Source organism: Stenotrophomonas maltophilia group sp. LNF247, assembly GCF_054083135.1.
Map to the genome: position 1 here is coordinate 79,451 of NZ_JBSRQL010000009.1, position 18,278 is coordinate 97,728.

Annotated in this window: 15 protein-coding genes; 9 read left to right on the forward strand and 6 right to left on the reverse strand. The window is 68.2% G+C overall.

Annotated features, from left to right (window positions below; all coding sequences use genetic code 11):
* Positions 1 to 104: 104 nt before the first annotated feature.
* A complete protein-coding gene (locus tag ACTXG9_RS11045; RefSeq protein ID WP_456115713.1) occupies positions 105 to 3,464 on the reverse strand; it encodes a TIM-barrel domain-containing protein in 3,360 nt (1,119 codons plus the stop codon).
* 322 nt (positions 3,465 to 3,786) lie between these two features.
* Here ACTXG9_RS11045 and ACTXG9_RS11050 point away from each other — a divergent pair, with 322 nt between their 5' ends.
* The 6 genes from ACTXG9_RS11050 to ACTXG9_RS11075 all read left to right on the forward strand — a co-directional run bounded on the left by ACTXG9_RS11050 (position 3,787) and on the right by ACTXG9_RS11075 (position 11,117).
* The gene (locus ACTXG9_RS11050) at positions 3,787 to 4,941 is read left to right on the forward strand and encodes an SIS domain-containing protein (protein ID WP_456115712.1); all 1,155 of its coding nucleotides are present in this window, start codon (positions 3,787 to 3,789) and stop codon (positions 4,939 to 4,941) included.
* Positions 4,934 to 5,872 (forward strand): ROK family protein, encoded by a 939-nt coding sequence (locus ACTXG9_RS11055; protein ID WP_111098632.1) that lies wholly within the window; start codon positions 4,934 to 4,936, stop codon positions 5,870 to 5,872. The genes ACTXG9_RS11050 and ACTXG9_RS11055 overlap by 8 nt, the downstream gene beginning before the upstream one ends.
* Before the next feature lie 17 nt (positions 5,873 to 5,889).
* A complete protein-coding gene (locus ACTXG9_RS11060; protein WP_111098631.1) occupies positions 5,890 to 7,224 on the forward strand; it encodes a D-tagatose-bisphosphate aldolase, class II, non-catalytic subunit in 1,335 nt (444 codons plus the stop codon).
* A gap of 33 nt (positions 7,225 to 7,257) precedes the next feature.
* A complete protein-coding gene (locus ACTXG9_RS11065; RefSeq protein WP_031270180.1) occupies positions 7,258 to 8,034 on the forward strand; it encodes a DeoR family transcriptional regulator in 777 nt (258 codons plus the stop codon).
* Positions 8,031 to 9,146 carry an N-acetylglucosamine-6-phosphate deacetylase gene (gene nagA / locus ACTXG9_RS11070; protein WP_021203357.1) on the forward strand — a complete coding sequence of 372 codons (1,116 nt, stop codon included), beginning with the start codon at positions 8,031 to 8,033 and terminating at the stop codon, positions 9,144 to 9,146. The genes ACTXG9_RS11065 and nagA overlap by 4 nt, the downstream gene beginning before the upstream one ends.
* A gap of 192 nt (positions 9,147 to 9,338) precedes the next feature.
* The gene (locus ACTXG9_RS11075) at positions 9,339 to 11,117 is read left to right on the forward strand and encodes an MFS transporter (RefSeq protein WP_111103898.1); all 1,779 of its coding nucleotides are present in this window, start codon (positions 9,339 to 9,341) and stop codon (positions 11,115 to 11,117) included.
* A gap of 51 nt (positions 11,118 to 11,168) precedes the next feature.
* On the opposite strand, the gene ACTXG9_RS11080 is transcribed toward ACTXG9_RS11075, so the two are convergent.
* The 5 genes from ACTXG9_RS11080 to ACTXG9_RS11100 form a co-directional block, all read right to left on the reverse strand.
* Positions 11,169 to 11,585, reverse strand: coding sequence for a SecDF P1 head subdomain-containing protein (locus tag ACTXG9_RS11080; protein ID WP_111098672.1), 417 nt, complete (start codon positions 11,583 to 11,585; stop codon positions 11,169 to 11,171).
* Between the two features lie 50 nt (positions 11,586 to 11,635).
* Positions 11,636 to 12,187, reverse strand: a complete 552-nt coding sequence (locus ACTXG9_RS11085) for an HdeD family acid-resistance protein (RefSeq protein ID WP_021203354.1) — start codon at positions 12,185 to 12,187, stop codon at positions 11,636 to 11,638.
* A gap of 58 nt (positions 12,188 to 12,245) precedes the next feature.
* A complete protein-coding gene (locus ACTXG9_RS11090) occupies positions 12,246 to 12,941 on the reverse strand; it encodes a ComF family protein (RefSeq protein WP_180832723.1) in 696 nt (231 codons plus the stop codon).
* Positions 12,942 to 13,038: 97 nt separating this feature from the next.
* Positions 13,039 to 14,379, reverse strand: coding sequence for a chloride channel protein (locus ACTXG9_RS11095; RefSeq protein ID WP_058979044.1), 1,341 nt, complete (start codon positions 14,377 to 14,379; stop codon positions 13,039 to 13,041).
* Between the two features lie 142 nt (positions 14,380 to 14,521).
* Positions 14,522 to 14,839 (reverse strand): hypothetical protein, encoded by a 318-nt coding sequence (locus tag ACTXG9_RS11100; RefSeq protein WP_111098629.1) that lies wholly within the window; start codon positions 14,837 to 14,839, stop codon positions 14,522 to 14,524.
* A 297-nt stretch (positions 14,840 to 15,136) separates the two neighbouring features.
* Between ACTXG9_RS11100 and bioB the strand changes: the two genes are divergently transcribed.
* From bioB to bioH, 3 genes are all read left to right on the forward strand, one after another.
* Positions 15,137 to 16,180 carry a biotin synthase BioB gene (gene bioB / locus ACTXG9_RS11105; protein WP_019661641.1) on the forward strand — a complete coding sequence of 348 codons (1,044 nt, stop codon included), beginning with the start codon at positions 15,137 to 15,139 and terminating at the stop codon, positions 16,178 to 16,180.
* 67 nt (positions 16,181 to 16,247) lie between these two features.
* On the forward strand, positions 16,248 to 17,471 hold the full coding sequence (gene bioF, locus ACTXG9_RS11110) for an 8-amino-7-oxononanoate synthase (protein WP_456115711.1): 1,224 nt from the start codon (positions 16,248 to 16,250) through the stop codon (positions 17,469 to 17,471).
* Between the two features lie 18 nt (positions 17,472 to 17,489).
* Positions 17,490 to 18,269, forward strand: a complete 780-nt coding sequence (bioH, locus tag ACTXG9_RS11115; protein ID WP_111103912.1) for a pimeloyl-ACP methyl ester esterase BioH — start codon at positions 17,490 to 17,492, stop codon at positions 18,267 to 18,269.
* Positions 18,270 to 18,278 lie beyond the last annotated feature (9 nt).

Consider the following 18,278-nt stretch of genomic DNA (forward strand, 5'->3'; position numbering starts at 1 on the left):
CAATAAGTGAGCGCGTGGGCGTTCGGCGGGCAAAACGCTCCCGGGCCACGGCCACGAGGGCCGTAGTCGGAATGGGCGGGGGGAGGAGCGGTGTTACGAGGGGGTCATGGGGCGACGATGCTGGCGGAGTCGCCCTCCTGGCCGATCAGTACGGCGTTGGCCCAGTTGGCACAGACCTGGGCGGGTTGGCTGCCCTGCGCACCCAGCGTGCGCAGGCTCAGGGTGGAAAGGCCACGGATGTCCAGCTCCGGCTTGACCACGCCGGGTGCCTTCACCAGGCCGCTGTCGTACAGCAGGCGGTTGTCACCCCAGACCTGGAACTGCAGGCCACCGGCGCTGCGGCAGGCGTCGTCGATGCCGAGGTCGGCACGCAGCAGGTGCCAGCCGCCCTGCAGGCGCAGGTCGATGCGGCTGTTGGCGCCGACGCCCAGGCCACGGCGGAACTGCAGGCCGTTCATGCGCATGCCGGCGTCGCCACGGAACGACTGGTCGGCGCGCACCTGGCTGGCCAGCGCGGCCGGCACCGGCAGCTCGGAGAGATAGCGCTGCCGGGCCGGTCGCTCCGGTTCCTGGTGTTCGAGGATGTGGAAGGTGGACAGTGCGATCGGGCCGACGTCGCGCGGCTGCAGCGCATCGAAGGCGCGGGCACTGCCCTGTGCGGCGGTAACCATCGGATCGGTGCTGCTGGCGCCATCGCCTTCCGGGTTCTGCACGCTCAGCACGCGGAAGCGCAGCAGGCGGCCGGCATGGGCCGGGAACGCGATGCGCTGCACGCCTTCCTTCAGCTGCAGGCGGCCACGTGCGATCGGCTCACCCCATTCGCCATTGCTGTCGCCCAGGTACACCTCGTAGTCGCGTACCTGGCCGTGCTTCCAGTTCTTGTCGTTGCGCGGCGCGATGTCGATGCCATCGATCATCCTGCGCTCGCCGAACCCGATCACCCACTCATGCGCACCGGTGCGCACGGCTTGGTTGCGCACACTGCGGAACCAGGTGGCCGGGTCATCATCGAAGGCATTTTCCAGCGCATGGCCGGGCTCTTCGGCCGGGCGATTGACCACCAGCAGGCTGTCGGCCGGCAGTTCGCGGCCGAGTACCGGCGCAGCCGGATAGGCATCGTCGGCGGCCGCAGCGGCCACCTCGAAGTCCAGCTGCAGCTGCAGCGGCTGGCGGATGTCCTGGGTAGCGGTACGCACGTGCAGCGTGCCACGGCGCTCCTTGGCATCGAAGTACCAGCCTTCAGCCGCACCGTTGAACGCCGCCGCATCGGCCAGCGCCGGCAACGCGCGGCCACCGGCATGCACCGCACGCGGCGCCTGGCGGCTGAGCACGCGCAGGCCGTAGCGGCGCTGCGGCAGCTGGCCGTTGTACTGGCCCTGCACCGCATCGATCTGCACCTGCACCGGGCCACTGCCCTGCGCTGGCGCCTGCACTCGGATCTGCTGCGTGCTCGACTCACCCTGCTGGTAGCGGCGCGTGTTGCCATCGTCTTCGTACAGCGTGTACTGCGACTCGCCCTGCGGATACAGATCGAAGGTCACTTCATCGAGCGGCTTTTCGCCGTCGAACAGCATCGAGGGGTACATCGGCAGGATCGCACCGGCACGCACGAACACCGGCAGCGTGGCCAGGTCCACCTGGCGGTCGAGCTGGCGGCCGTCGGCGCCGGCCTGCACGCGGCGGCCATCCCAGTAGTCGATCCAGCCGCCGGCCGGCAGGTGGATATCGCGGCGCCAGCCACGGCTGGCCGCCTGGCTGCGGTACACCGGCGCCACCAGCAGATCGCGGCCAAGCAGGAACTGGTACTTGTAGGTTTCATCCTGCGCATGCGGGTCGCGCGGGTTGTCCCACATCAGGCCGCGCACCGGCGGTGCACCGGTCTGCGCGGCCTCGTGCACGAGCCCGTACATGTACGGGGTCAGGCGCATCTTCAACTTCAGGTAATCGCGGTTGATGCTGCGATAGGGCTCGTCGTACCACCAGGGGTGCTTGCGTGCGTTCGACGACCAGCCGCTCATGCCCATCAGCACCGGGGTGAAGGCTTTCCACTGCAGGTCGCGGGTGAAGGTCTCGGCGCTGCCGCCGAAGATCGCATCCACGTCGCCACTGGCGTAGGCCATGCCGGACAGGCCCGAACCGACCAGGGTCGGCACGTGCCAGCGGATGTAATCCCAGCTGCTGCTCTGGTCGCCGGTCCATGCCACCGCGTAGCGCTGGATGCCGGCCCAGCCCATCACCGTCCACAGGAACGGGCGCGAATCGGAGTTGTCGAGGATGCCGTTGAACGCCTGACGGTTGGCGTCCATCGCGAACTGGTAGCCCTTGCCGGTCCAGGCCACGTCCAGCTTTTGCACGCGGCTGCCGGCCTTGCCCACTTCCCAGGCGATCTTGTCGACGCCGTTCTCGGTCCACAGTCCGGTGCGGAAACCGTAGCCGGCCAGCCCCTTCACGGTTTCCGGCAACTGTTTGTAACCGCAGCCGTAGCCGTCGTTGGGCAGGATCCAGCCACCGGGCATGTCGTGGGCGCGGTACTGCTTGGCCACGCTGTCGATCACATCGGGGGTGGTGCCGGTCGGGCCGTCACTCCAGCCTTCGGGCACGGTGCCGGGCTTCCTGCTGTTGTCGCCATCGTTGTAGCAATCGGCGTCGCCGTAGGACAGCGCCCAGCGCGCGACCATGTTCGGGCGGCCAGTCAGCTGGGTGTAGCGCTCGATCAGTTTCGGCAGGTCGGCGCCGACGAAGTAATAGGCATCGAAGCGGTCTTCGCGATGCAGCAGCGTGGACTGGTCGGCCTCGCGCAGATCGTAGCTGCCATCGCTCCAGGTATTGCGCAGCATGCCCCAGCCACGGCTGCTCAGCAGCATCGGTGCAGGGCTGGGGCGGTCGCCCTCTTCCCAGCCGCCGGAATAGGACACCTCCAGCTCGCGGCCCTTGAACTGGTAGCGGCCGTTCTGCTGGCCGCCACCGAAGTAGCCCTCATCGGCCTGCGAGGACAGCACCTGCACGCTCTGCGTGGCATCCAGGTCCAGCGGCTGCAGTTCCTGCCACAGCGCGGTGGGTTGGCCGTTGTCCAGCCGTTCCAGGCGCATGCTTAGCGGCTGCCGCTGTACATGCAGCACCAGGGACTCGGTGCGCACGCGGATTTCCTGCGCGTCTTCTTCCAGCTTCGCCTGCACGTTGGCCTTGGGCTGCGGCAGCACGATCGGCGCGGCCTTGTCGCCGGCGCCGGTCAGCGTGCCGTTGCGGCCGGCCTGCACGCGGACGATGTCGGTGGCCGGCAGTTCGATGCGGATGCGCGCGCCCTTGTCGGTCTGCAGGTCCCAGCCCTGCACGCCGTCGCGGCTGGCGCTGGCGGCAACCGAACGCAGGTTGCCGACCGGCTCGGCGCGGGCCGTCATGGACGCCAGCATCAAGGCCGGCACCAGGGCCAGCATCAGCGGCGAGCGACGAACGCAGATTTCCACACGGACTCCCAACCCGTTTACCGGGCGTTTCGAAAGCGGTTGGGCCGACTCTAGGGCAGCGATTCGAAAGATGTCAACAAATTGAAAGGAAAAAGGAAGATATATTCCTTTGAAACGAAAGTTGTTGCGTTGCAATACTTTGTGTAAACGCTTGCAGCCGCCTGTTAAGCGTTGTGCGATACGGCATTTGCCCCGTTCTTTCGTTTTCCCGAGCACTCGGCAGCGAGAAAAGTCATCGCGCTATTTTCTTTCTTTTTACTTTCGATGTTTGACATTTCGAAAGAAAACGCAGATGGTGCGCTGGCCCAACTGGAACCTCCGAATGGACGTCACCCTGCTTTCCGATGTGTCCGCCTGGCAGCGCCTGGGCGGAGCCGATACCGCTACCGAAATCGCCCAGCAGCCCGCGCTGTGGGAAGCCCTCGCCCAGGATCTGTCGCGTGCCCGCGACCGCCTGCAGGCCTTTCTTGGCAACAGCCTCAACGATCCCAACCAGCGCGTGCTGTTCACCGGCGCCGGCAGTTCGGGCTTCATCGCCGAGATGGTGGCCGACGCGATCAATGCGCAGTGGCCGGCCGAGGTGCGCGTGGTGCACACCACCAGCCTGCTGACCCATCCTGCGCTGTACCTGCAGCGCGACCGCCCCACCCTGCTGGTGTCGTTCGGCCGCAGTGGTTCCAGTCCGGAAAGCGTGGCCGCGGTGGACCGCGTGCGTGCCGATGTGGATGAGGCACGCTTCCTCGACATCACCTGCAACGCCGATGGCGAACTCGCCCGTCGTGGTGCCGGCCGTGCCGATACCTGCACGCTGCTGATGCCGTCGGCCAGCTGCGACCGCGCCTTCGCCATGACCAGCAGCCTGACCTGCATGCTGCTGGCCGCACTGACCGTGTTCGATCGTTCGCCGTGGGATGCGCGCGTGGCGCGCCTGAAGCAGATCGCCGCGCTGGCCCGCGAAGGCCAGGCGCAGTGGGATGCACCGGTGGCGGCGCTGGCGCAGCGCCCGTTCAACCGCATCATCTACCTCGGCAGCGGCCCGCTGGAAGCGCTGGCGCGCGAGTGCGCGCTGAAGGTGCTGGAGCTGACCGCCGGCCGCGTGCTGGCGTTGGCCAACACGCCCCTGGGGTTCCGCCATGGCCCGAAGTCGACGCTGGACGGCAACACCCTGGTGGTGGTGCTGCGCAGCGTGCAGCCGCTGGCGCGCCGCTACGAACAGGACCTGCTGGAAGAGCTGCGCCGCGACGGCGTGGCCGGCCAGGTGCTGGCGATCGGCCCGCATTCGGACATCGGCGCCGATGACGAATACACCCTCACCGTACCGGCACTGGACGATCCGTGGCTGGCACCGGTGTGGCTGGGCTTCGCGCAGTTGTTCGCGCTGCAGCGCTCGGCCGCGCTGGGCCTGACCCCGGACAACCCGTTCCCGGACGGCACCGTCAACCGCGTCGTCAAGGGCGTCACCATCCACCATGGCTGAGCTGATCGCCCACGCCTGCTATGGCATCGACATCGGCGGCACCAAGATCGAGCTGGTGGCGTGCGATGCGGCGATGCAGGTCACCTGGCGCCGCCGCGTGGCCACCCCACAGGGTGACTACGACGGCTTCCTGCAGGCGGTGGTGGCGCTGGTCGCCGAGGCGGACGCTGCCCTCGGCCGCAGCGATGCGGCCATCGGCATCGCCCTGCCCGGCGTGCGCGACCGCCGCAGCGGCCGCCAACTCAGCGCGAACGTGCCTGCACTGACCGGCCAATGCGTGGCGCAGGATCTGCAGGCACGCCTGCAGCGCCCGCTGCACTTCGGCAACGATCTGCAGTGCTTTGCCCTGTCTGAAGCGCACGGCGGCGCGGCTGACGGCTACCCCAGCATGTTCGGCGCCATTCTCGGCACTGGTGCCGGTGGTGGCTTCTGCCTGCAGGGCCGCCTGCTGACCGGTTTCAACGGGCTGGCCGGCGAATGGGGCCACTGGAGCGTGCCCGGTCATCTGCTGCAGCGCCACGGCCTGCCGCTGATCGACTGCGCCTGCGGCCTGCAGGGCTGCGTGGAGCGTTATGTGTCCGGCAGTGGCGTGGCGATGATCGAGCGCCACCTTGGTGGCAGCGCCGCCGACGCCAGCGCCGTGATCGCCCTGGCCGAAGCCGGTGATGCCCGCGCGCGCAAGGCGCTGGACATCCACCGCGACCTGCTCGGCCACAGCCTGGCCGCGCTGGTGCTGGCGCTGGACCCGCACGTGATCGTGCTCGGCGGCGGCCTTTCGCAGTACGCGCCGCTGTACCAGCACCTGCCCGCCGCCATCGCCACCCACCTGTTCAAGGGTGTGCAGGTGCCACCGATCGTGCCGCCACGCTTCGGCGATGCCGGTGGCGCACGTGGTGCCGCCCTGCTCGCCTGCCAACCCTCGTTTTCCTGATTGACCGGAGCCTGACCATGTCCCCGTTGCAGACCCTGCTTGCTTCCCACCGCGCCGGTGCCAACGTCGGCCTGTACAGCGTCTGCTGCAGCAACGAGCAGGTGCTGCGCGCGGCCATGCACGTGGCGCTGGCGCACGGTACCGTGCTGCTGATCGAGGCCACCTCCAACCAGGTCGACCAGTTCGGCGGCTACACCGGGATGACCCCGCCGCAGTACCGCGATTACGTGGGCACGCTGGCCGATGAAGAAGGTTTCCCGCGCGAGCGGCTGATCCTGGGTGGCGACCACCTCGGCCCGAATGCCTGGCAGAAGCGCCCGGCCGCTGAAGCGATGACCCACGCACGCGTGCTGATCGAAGCCTATGTCGCCGCCGGTTTCCACAAGATCCACCTCGATTGCAGCATGTCCTGCGCCGATGACCCGGTGCCGCTGCCCGATGCCGTCGTCGCTGCACGTTCGGCCGAGCTGGCCGAGATCGCCGAGCGCACCGCCGCCGAACATGGCCTGCCGCCGCCGGTCTACGTGATCGGTACCGAGGTGCCGATTCCCGGGGGTGAAGCCTCGCTGGCCGAGGGCCTGCAGGTGACCACGCCCGCTGCTGCCGCGCAGACCCTGGCGATTCATCAGCAGGCGTTCGATACGCCGCAGCTGCGCGATGCGTGGCAGCGCGTGATCGCCATGGTGGTGCAACCGGGCGTGGACTTCGACCACAGCAGTGTGCACGAGTACGACCCGGCCGCCGCCAGCACGCTGGCCGACTTCCTCGAACAGCAGCCGCGCATCGTGTTCGAAGCGCATTCCACCGACTACCAGCGCGAAAGTGGCCTGCACGCCTTGGTGCGCGACCACTTCGCCATCCTCAAGGTCGGCCCGGCGGCGACCTTCGCCTACCGCGAAGCGCTGTTCGCGCTGGCCGCGATCGAGGCCGAACTGCTGCCGGCCGCACAGTGCTCGCGCCTGCCGCAGGTGCTGGATGAAGTGATGGTGGCGCAGCCGAAGTACTGGCAGTCCTACTACCAGGGCGATGAGGCAGCGCTGCGCCTGCTGCGCAGCTATTCCTTCAGCGACCGCTGCCGCTACTACTGGGGCGAGCCCGCGCTGGTGCAGGCGGTGCAGACCCTGTTCGCCAACCTGGAACAGCACGCGCCGCCGCTGGTACTGCTCAGCCAGTACCTGCCGGAGCAGTACCGGGCCGTGCGCGAGGGCACGCTGGCCAATACGCCTACCGCGCTGGCACGGCATCGCGTCGGCCTGTGCCTGGGCGAGTACGCCCGTGCCTGCAGCGCCAACCAGGCCGGAACCCGCACGCATCACGCAGACGCGGCTGCCGCCATTGCTGCGAACGGCTAATCTTTACCTTTCCCCGCGACACCGAGAATGGCCATGCGCAACACCCGCTCCCGCCGGCAACAGATCCTGCAGCTGCTGATCGAGCACGGCTCGGTGCAGGTGGCCGATCTGGTCGAGCGCTTCGGCGTGTCGGCGGTGACCATCCGTGCCGACCTGACCCACTTCGAATCGCAGGGCCTGGCCAATCGTACTCACGGCGGCGCCACGCTGGTGCGCACGCCGCCACAGGAACAGGACATCCACGAAAAGGACGCACTGAACCTGCCGCTGAAGGAATCGATCGGCGCGTGTGCCGCGCGCCTGGTGCGGCCCGGTGACAACATCATCATCGACTCCGGCTCGACCACGATGACCCTGGCCCGCCACTTGCGCACCCAGCGCGACGTGACGGTGATGACCAATGGGTTGAACATCGCCTGGGAACTGGCCAACGCGCCGGGCATCAACGTGCTGCTGACCGGTGGACTGCTGCGCCAGCAGTCGTTGTCGCTGCAGGGCAGCCAGGCCGAAGCCAGCCTCAACTCCTACAGCTTCGACACCCTGTTTCTGGGCGTGGACGGCCTGGACCTGCAGTTCGGGCTGACCACCCACGATGAAGCCGAAGCCCGCCTCAACCACCGCATGGTCGAGCGCGCGCGCCGCATCGTGGTGCTGACCGACGCCTCCAAGTTCGGCCGCGTCAGCCTGCACCGCATCGCACTTCTCGATCAGATCCACGCCATCATCACCGACGCCGGCATCGACGACGCAACCCGTGAAGGGCTGCAGCGGGTGGGCATCGAAGTGATCATCGCCGAGCCCACTGCATGACCGACACCCGCACCCTGCATGGCCGCATCCTCACCCCGCTGGGCTGGCGGCGTGGCCAGGTCCACTTCGATTCGCACGTGCGCCAGCTGCAGGTGGACGACCACAGCGGCGCCGACGACCTGCAGCTGCCGGTGATCCTGCCCGGCTTCGTCGACCTGCATGTGCATGGCGCGGCCGGCGTGGACCTGATGCAGGGCGGCGACGTGGCACGCACCATCGCCCGCACCCATCTGCGCTTCGGCACCACCACGCTGCTGGCGACCACCATGACCGCCGGGCTGGACGAGATCGAGCACGCGCTGCACGGCGTCGCTGCGGCGATGGCGGCGCCCGATGCCGACGCCGCCAGCATCGTCGGCGTACATCTGGAAGGACCGTTCATCAGCCCGCAGCGGCTGGGCGCACAGCCCAATCGTACGATCGAGGCGACGGTGGCACTGGTGCAGCAGCTGCACGCGCTGGCGCCGATTCGGGTGATGACACTGGCGCCGGAAATCGGCGAGCACACCGCGCTGATTCCCGCGCTTTCGGCAATGGGCATCCGTGTGCAGCTTGGCCACAGCGCTGGCACTTACGAAGAAGGTGTTGCTGCGCTGCAGGCCGGGGCTTCCGGCTTCACCCATCTGTTCAACGGCATGACCGGCGTCGACCACTACCGGCCTGGCATCGCCGCGGCGGCGCTGGCACATGCGCAGTACGCCGAGATCATTCCCGACCTGCAGCACATCCATCCCGGCGTGATCCGCCTGGCCGCGCGCGCGATTCCGCGCCTGTACGCGGTGACCGACGCGACTGCCGCCACCGGCATGCCCGACGGCGAGTACGCGCTGGGCGAGCAGCGCGTGCACAAGTGCGGCGGCTGCGTGCGCCTGGCGACGGGTTCGCTGGCCGGCAGCGCACTGACCATGGACCAGGCGCTGCGCAACCTGGTGCGCGTCGGCCTGGACCTGGCCGACGCCTCGCAGCGGGTTTCCACCTTCCCGGCCGACTATCTGGGCCTGGGCGATCGCGGCCGCATCGCGCCCGACGCCCGCGCCGACCTGGTGGTGCTGGACGCCGAACTGCGCCTGCAGCAGGTGGTCATTGGTGGGCGCGTGGTCGATCTGACCTGACGCAAGCGATGCGGCCCGGATGCCGCGCGGGCTCCCTGTAGAGCCGAGCCATGCTCGGCTCACCGCGCGAAGCGCGGCATGGGGAACCTCGATATCGGAATGGAAAGCAGCCGAGCATGGCTCGGCTCTACAGAATGCACTCTGCGACGAACCGCCGCCGGGCCTGGCCCGGCGCTACCACAGGAACTGCCGATGACTGCAAGCACCGCCCCGCGCTGGCCCGTACGCTACCTGCTCTTCATCGGCGGCCTGGGGGGCCTGCTGTACGGCATCGACATCGGCATCATCGCCGGTGCCCTGCCCTATCTTGAAGCGACCGCCAGTCACGCCTGGCAGCTCAGCAGCCAGCAACTCGGCTTCGTGGTGGCGGCGGTACTGCTGGGCAGCGTGCTGTCCTCGCTGTTCGCCGGCATGGTCGCCGACCTGATTGGCCGCCGCGGCGCGATGCTGCTGGCCGGCCTGCTGTTCACCGCTTCGATTCCGATCATGGCACTGGCCTCCGGCTACACGCCGCTGCTGCTCGGGCGGCTGCTGCAGGGCATCAGTGGCGGTTTGATCGGCGTCGTGATTCCACTGTACCTGGCCGAAGTGCTCAGCCCCGAGCGGCGTGGACGCGGTGCGGCGATGTTCCAGCTGCTGCTGACCATCGGCCTGGTGCTGGCGGCACTGATCGGGCTGTACCACGCCCATGCGGTGGATGCCGCCGCCGAAGCCGTGCGCTCGCTGCCGGTCGCGCAGCAGGCGCAGGAACTGTTCACGGTGAAGGACCACGCCTGGCGCACCATCTTCTGGAGTTGTCTGGCGCCTGGCCTGCTGTTCTGCGCCGGTATCTTCTTGCTGTCCGAATCGCCACGCTGGCTGGTGCGCCGCGGCCGCATCGCTGAAGCCCGGCGCAGCCTTCAGCGCGTCCTCCCCGCCGCAGAGGTTGAGCCCACGCTGGCCCAGATCCAGGCGCCGGAATCGAGCAGCAGCGACGGCAAGCGAGACCCACTGCTCAGCCGCCGCTACGTGGTGCCGTTCGTGCTGGCCTGCGTGGTGCTGGCCTGCACCCAGGCCACCGGCATCAATTCGGTGCTGGCCTACGCGGTGAACATCCTCAACCAGGCCGGCCTGTCCGGCTCGGTGGCCAACGGCGCCGACGTGGCGATCAAGCTGCTGAATGCGGTGATGACCGTGGTCGCGCTGCTGCTGGTCGATCGCAAGGGCCGCAAATTCCTGCTGATGCTCGGCAGCGGCGGCATCTGCGTGGCCCTGCTGGGCGCGGCCACGCTGTTCTTCCAGGCCGAACGCGGCCGTACCGACGTGCAGCCGCAACTGCAGGCAGCGGTCAGCGGCGACGGCCTGCGGCTGGTGCTGGATGATGCGCAGTGGCAGCGCCTCGGCGCTGGCATCGACAGCGAAGGCCGGCCGCTGCAACTGACCGTGTCGTATGCCTACGGCGACTTCACCAATGTGCGCGCCCTCCGCAGCGACAACCTGACCGACCGCGAGCTGCGCATCGAGCGTGCCGGCACCGTGCAGCCGGACAGCGTGATCGGTGCGTTCTTCCGCAAGCTGCATCTGAACCCGTTCGCCGACCCGGCCAGTGCCAGCCAGGCGCCATTGCGCATCGAGCAGGCCCGCATCGGCCCGGTGCCGCCGCCGGCCCATGGCTGGGCCGTGGCCGCCTGCATCCTGGTGTTCGTGGCGTTCTTCGCGGTCGGCCCCGGCGTCTGCGTGTGGCTGGCACTGTCGGAACTGATGCCGAACCGCATCCGTTCCAACGGCATGAGCATCGCGCTGCTGATCAACCAGTTCGTGTCCACCACCATCGCCGCGATCTTCCTGCCCACGGTGGGCCACTACGGCTATGCGAGCATGTTCGTGTTCTGGGCGGCGTGTACCTTCGTGTTCTTCCTGGTGGCCGCATTCTGGCTGCCGGAGACCAAGGGCAAGTCGCTGGAAGAGATCGAGGCGCGGTTCGCCCGGTAGCGGTCGACCTTGGTCGACCTCCCCGCGCGGCGCGGGTTCATGGCGCGTCCGTCAGTCGCCAGTGATGTGCTTCGCCAGCTCCTGCGCCTCGGCAACGCTGGGCAGCCCGCTCAGCATCATCGATTCGCCGAACGGCCCCTGCACCGTCGCCACCATCAGCACACGGCCATCCACGCTGATCGCTGCCCGCTGGCCCACCAGTGCTGCCGTGTCATCGTGGATGCGCTGGTGCGCTTCGGGCCGGTAGCGGATCTGCAGGCCGGGCTGCTTGGCATCGTCCAGTACGTAGCGCACATCAGCAATGTCCGCACTGCCGGCAATCGGCGGCTCGCGCAGGGCCAGGGTTTCGCCTTGCCATTGCGCCGGCCGGCCTTTGCCGGAGGCGTCCACCGCGCTCAGGCGCACATCCACGCCGGGGCGTGGCGCATGATCCTTGCCTGCCAAGGCATCGGGTGTGGCGCCAGGCATGCATCCGGTCAGGGCCAACGCCACGCCCAGCAACAGGGAAAGCGCAGCCCTCACTTCAGCTTCCGCAGCTTGAATGCCACCAGTACCTGCAGCAGCCCATACAGCAGGCTGCCGATGCCGATCCACAGCGTGGTCACCGCCACGCCTGCGTACGGGTTGGCCGCAAACAGCAGGCCCAGCACCACCGCAAGCACACCACTGAGTATCAGCAACCACTCGCCCTGGATCTGCTTGCGCACGCGGATCGCGAACACGATGCGATAGATGCCCGCCACCAGCAGCCACGCTGCGAGGAACAACACCAGCACGCTGGCGGTGGCCAGCGGGTTGATCACCGCCAGGATGCCGAAGCCCAGCGAGGCGATGGCATACAGCGCCAGCCACCCACGCGAGGCACCACTGCCGCCGCTGATCAGTGCGAACAGGCTGATGACACCTTCAACGATGGCCATCACGCCCAGTGTCCACGCCAGCGCCATCGCTGCGGACAAGGGCCAGCCGATGGCAACGATGCCAAAACCCAGTGCGACAAGCCCGTACAGCAGCAGGATCCACCAGCTACGGCCAACCGCCGACAGCAAGGGAGACAAGGGGGAATTCATGACCACTCCTTCGATCCGGAACCGGCCTCATCCTAGCCCCTGTGGATGAAGAGGGCGATCACGGCGCCCGCGCGCAGACCCACACGCGCACCTCCGCAGCGCCCACCAGGCGCAGCGTCTCGGCAACCTCCATCACCGTGCTGCCGGTGGTCATCACATCATCGACCACGGTCAGCCGCGTTGGCACCAAGCCACGCACATCGAACGCATCGAACAGATTTTCCCTGCGCTGTTCGGCCGTGCGCTCGGACTGCGGCGCGGTGTGGCGCCGCCGGTACAGCCCCTGCCAGACCGGCATCGGCAGCAGCCGGCACAGCTCGCCCGCCTGGTTGTAGCCGCGCTGGCGCAGCCGGCGATTGTGCAGCGGCACCGGCACCAGCGGTGGACACCACCACGGCGGCGGTGCGCGCTGCATCAGCTGCGCGAGCAGGCGTCCGGCTGCGAGATCCTGATGGAACTTGTAGCGGACCAGCAACTGGTCGACCGGTGGCAGGTACAGCAGGCTGGCGTGGGTAGCCGTCTGTGGCGGTACCTCCTCGCGGCAGCTGCCACAGACGATCAACGCGGTGTCGGGCAACGGCAACGCGCAGCGCAGGCAGGCACGGCCTGCCCAGGGCAGATCGGCCAGGCAAGCGCAGCACAGATCAAGATCATCGTGGCCCGGGTCGCCGCAGACCAGGCAGCGGAGCGGTAGCAGCACACCAAGCAGTGCGCGCGAGACACGGGTTGCCGAACGCAGGCGATAAGTACGCATCACCCAATACTTGATGGCGCACGCCGCGTGCGGCCATCGGCGAAGCACCGATTGCAGTGTCGGAACTGCCCTCAACTGCGACGGGGGCCGCCGCCCGTCAGGAAAGGCGTTCACCCTGTCCGGTCGCCGGTGGCGTAGCGGCGGGCCCGATCAACAACTCTGCCAACCCACGGTAGATCGGCACCCGGCAGACCAGCCCGGACACGCCACGCGCGATCAGCACCGTGGCCAGGATCGGCAGCAGCAGATCACCACTGTCGGTCAGCTCCAGCGAGATCACCGCCGACGTCAGCGGGGCCTGGGTAACGCCGGTGAGGTACGCACACATGCCCAGCAGCACGAACGCGCGCGGGTCCACGCCCGGCATCAGCACCGCCAGATTGTGGCCCAGTCCCGCACCGACCGCCAGCGCGGGCGAGAACAAGCCTCCGGGAATACCGGCCACGTACGATGCGAGGTTGGCCAGCAGCTTCATCAACCCGAACTCGTGGCCGACCAGCGCCTGCCCCTGCACCAGGCTGCGCGCCTGCTCGTAGCCGGTGCCGAACGCGCCTTCACCGAAGACCAGGGCGAGCAGTACCACCGCCATGCCGCAGCCTGCGGCCAGCAGCACCGGATGCCGCTGCCGCAGTTGCCCGAGCCAACGCGGGCGGCCCGCCGCACTGGCCAGCACCGCACGCGCGAACAGGCCGCCCAGCAGCCCTGCCACCACGCCGCAAAGCAGGATGGCCAGCCAGCCCTGGCCGAGCGGCAGGCGTGCACTCACATGGCCGAAGTAGGTGTAGTTGCCGAGCAGGCCCAGCGACACCACGCCGCCGACGATCACTGCGGTCAGCAGGGTGCCTGAGAAACGATGCTCGAAGCGGCCGCTGAGCTCCTCGATGGCGAAGACGATACCGGCCAGCGGCGTGTTGAAGGCCGCCGCGATACCCGCCGCACCACCGGCCAGCAGGAAGTGCGAGAGCTCGCGGGGATCCTTGAAACCGAACCAGCGGCCGAACAGATACATCAGGCTTGCGCCTACGTGCACGGTGGGCCCCTCGCGCCCGACCGATGCGCCCCCCAGCAGCGACAGCGAGGTCAGCAGCAGCTTGCCGGCCGAAACCGCTGGGGAAAGGTTGGTTTTCCGGAACGGCTCATCGGCCTTGTCCAGCGCAGCGATGACCTGCGGAATGCCGCTGCCCCGCGTGGGCTTCAGCACGCCGGAAGTGAGCCACGCCAGCAGCGCGAAGATGCCGGGCGTGAGCAGCAGGGCCCACCATGGCGAGTGCGACGTGATGCGCTGGAACAGATGGAAGGCCGCATCGCTGGCCTTGGCGAACAGGATGGCCACCAGCGCTACGGCCACAGCCCCGCCCCAGAGCGCGGCACGGCGGCGCCATGCCTCGCTTAGGACCAGCGCGGTGATGCGGCCGCGAAGGCGATGGAGATCGGTCATGAGTCAAAGTCTGCGCGCCAGCGCTTTGGTTAGACAGCGGCCACTGTGGCCGAAGGCCTTGCAGGATGCGGTGAAATGCACGTATGCCGCCAGAAGAGCGTCCTGAACTCGGGCAGATGCAGCGATCTGCGAGATCTGATGCTCAGATCACCAAACGATGGAGAATGTGGGTCAGCGTCAGCTGAGAACAGCCTTGGTTCGGCAACACACCATCCTCTCCCGGCGTGCCCATCTCGAATCCTTCCTCAACGTCCTCGTAGTACAGCAACCCGTCGGGCAGCTGTGCGACCGCCCAGACCCACTCAATCATGCCCAGCCTGTGCAACCGAACCGCATGGAATGGCACGCGCAGGGATTCGAAGGTGGCTCGTTGGACAGGTGAGCAATCCTGCAACTGCCGTGCGACCAGGGTTTCCAGTTCTTCCCGGGTGATCGGCTGCCAGTTGTCCGGATTGTCCATTGCAGCGCTGCCCGATTGAACGTTTGTGCTTGAGGTTACGTCCAACGCGCTGCGCGGGTCGATCCTGACGATGTTCGGGCCAAGCTCACCGCGCAGGCTGCCCCCGCTCCCGGCCCGAGGACGGGGTTCGCCGCGGCAGCAGCGATGCCCGCAATCGATGCAGCGCCATGGCCATCGCTTGTATGGGATTCCATTCCAGTCACGGCCAAGTAAACCAAAACATCAAACTAAAAGTTGACAGCCCGTGCCCCCCCACCCACACTGCCGCCCTCGCTCCACTCGTACCCAAGGTCCGCCATGGCTGCTGCCATCCGCCACGACTGGCAACACGACGAACTGCAGGCCCTGTTCGACCTGCCGTTGCCCGAGCTGCTGTTCCGCGCTGCGGCGGTCCACCGTGAGCACTTCGACCCGGCGCAGGTGCAGGTGTCCACGCTGTTGTCGGTGAAGACCGGAGGCTGCCCGGAAGACTGCGCGTACTGCCCTCAGGCGCAGCGCTACAGCACCGGGGTGAACGCGCAGAAGCTGATGGAGACCGACGCGGTGCTGGCCAAGGCGCGCCAGGCCAAGGCCGCCGGTGCGTCGCGCTTCTGCATGGGTGCCGCATGGCGTTCACCGAAGGATCGCGACATTCCGAAGGTGGCGGCGATGATCGCCGGGGTGAAGGCACTGGGCCTGGAGACCTGCGCCACGCTGGGCATGCTCAGCGGCGAGCAGGCACGTGCGCTGAAGGACGCCGGCCTGGACTACTACAACCACAACCTCGACACCGCGCCGGACTACTACGATTCGATCATCCACACGCGCCAGTACCAGGACCGCCTGGATACGCTGGAACACGTGCGCGATGCCGGCCTGAAGACCTGCTGCGGCGGCATCGTCGGCATGGGCGAGACGCGCGCGCAGCGCGTTGGCCTGCTGCTGGCGCTGGCCACGCTGCCGGCGCATCCGGATTCGGTGCCGATCAACAAGCTGGTGCAGGTGGCAGGTACGCCGCTGCATGGCAGCGCCGAACTGGACCCATTCGAGTTCGTGCGCATGATCGCGGTGGCCCGCATCGCCATGCCGCGCTCGATGGTGCGGCTGTCGGCCGGGCGCGAGGCGATGAGTGACGAACTGCAGGCGCTGTGTTTCCTGGCCGGCGCCAACTCCATCTTCTACGGCGACAAGCTGCTGACCACCGGCAACCCGGAAAGCGAGCGCGATCTGGCGCTGTTCGCACGGCTGGGGCTACAGCCGATGGCGGTGCAGGTGGATGCCGAAGGCCACGACCACGGCGGTACCGTGCACGCCGATATCAGTGCCGATACGCCCGGCTGTGGCTGCGCTCACGCGGCCTGAGACGGGCCGCAAGCAGGCGCCGCGGCAACGCGCTACCCTAGCCGCCCCGTCGACGCATTCAGCCACCATGGCCCGCCCCGACCTGACCGCCCGCCTCCACGCCCAGCGCGCTCTGCGCGATGCCCAAGGCCGTCGCCGCCCGCGACGCATGGTCACCCGTCGTGATGGCGTGCGCCTGGAAGTGGACGGCCAGTGGCTGACCGGCTTCTGCAGCAACGACTACCTGGGCCTGGCCCAGCAGTTCAGCGTGGTCAACGCGCTGCAGGACGCCGCCGCACGCGAAGGCGCTGGCGCCGGTGCCTCGCACCTGGTCTGCGGCCATCATGCCCTGCATGAGGCGCTGGAACGCGAGGTGGCCGAGTGGCTGGGCTATCCGCGTGCGCTGCTGTTCGGCAGTGGCTTCGCCGCCAATCTGGCGGTGCAGCAGGCACTGCTGAGCGAAGAGAACGATGTCTGCGTACAGGACAAGCTCAACCACGCCAGCCTCCTTGATGCCACCCGGCTGGCCGGTGCGCGCCTGCGCCGCTACCCGCACCTGGATGCGGAAGGCGCGATGCGCCAGCTCAAGCACGCGCCCGACGGCGCGGCAATGCTGGCCACCGATGGTGTCTTCAGCATGGACGGCGACATCGCACCGCTGCGTGCATTGTCGCTTGTGGCACGCCTGCAACAGGCGCTGTTCTATGTGGATGATGCGCACGGTGTAGGCGTGGTCGGTGATGGCCGTGGTGCCGTGGCCGCCGCCGGACTGGGCGTGGACGACGTACCGCTGCAGCTGGTCACACTGGGCAAGGCACTGGGCGGTTCCGGTGCGCTGGTGCTGGGCCGCGACGACCTGATCGAGCATCTGGCCGAAACCGCGCGCCCGTACATCTACACCACCGCCGTGCCACCGGCGATGGCCGCTGCTGCGCTTGAAGCAGTGCGCCTGGCGCGCCGCGACCACTGGCGTCGCACAAAGCTGACCGACCTGATCGCGCTGTTCCGCACTGAAGCGCGTCGCCATGGCCTGGACCTGATGGCTTCGGAAACACCGATCCAGCCGCTGCTGTTCGGCGATGACCGCACCGCCGTGGCGATGTCCACGGCGCTGGAACAGGCCGGCTGGCTGGTCGGTGCAATCCGCCCGCCGACTGTGCCGGAAGGCAAGGCACGCCTGCGCGTGACACTGTCCGCGCTGCATACGCCGGAACAGGTGCGCGGCCTGGTGGAGGCTCTCGCCAGCGCGCGCGATCGCGTGACCCTGGCGGTGCGTGACGCCGCGCCACCGCCGTTGCCTGTCTTTGCCTGAGCCTGCTGTCGTTTTCCCATGCATATCGACGTCACCGGCCAAGGGCCGGACCTGGTACTGATCCATGGCTGGGCCCTGCAGGGCGGTGTGTTCGCGCCGCTGGTGCAGCGCTTGGCCGATCGGTTCACCCTGCATCTGGTTGATCTGCCTGGCCATGGCCACAGCCGCGAGGACAGCACGCCGCTGCGCCTGCCGTTCGTGGTCAACGCCATTGCCGCGGCCACGCCGCCGGCGGTGTGGTGCGGCTGGTCGCTGGGCGGTCTGTTCGCGCTGCACGCGGCGGCGACGCTGCCCAAGGTACGCGGGCTGGCGATGATCGCGGCCACGCCACGCTTCGTGCGTGGCGAAGACTGGCCGCATGCAGTGGAACCGGCGGTGTTCGAGCAGTTCGGGCGCGAGCTGGCCACCGACTTCGGCGGCACCCTGGAACGCTTCCTCGCGCTGGACGTGATGGGCTCGGCACACGCCCGCGAGGAGCTGCGCATCCTGCGGCAGCGCCTGGTCGAGCGCGGTGCGCCCACCGAACGCGCCCTGCTGGAAGGCCTGCGCCTGCTCGAAAGCACCGATCTGCGCGGCGCGCTGCCGACGCTGGGCAAGCCCAGCCTGTGGATCGCCGGCCAGCGAGACCGGTTGGTGTCTCCGGTGGCGATGCAGGCCGCCGCGGCGCTGGCCCCGGGCGCGCAGGCGCTGACGATCGCCCATGGTGGACATGCGCCTTTCCTCGGCCATGCCGATGAGGTGGCCGCCGCCCTGCAACACTTCGTTGCCGGCCTGTCACCGGCCGATGGCGGACAATGAGCCCCCTCC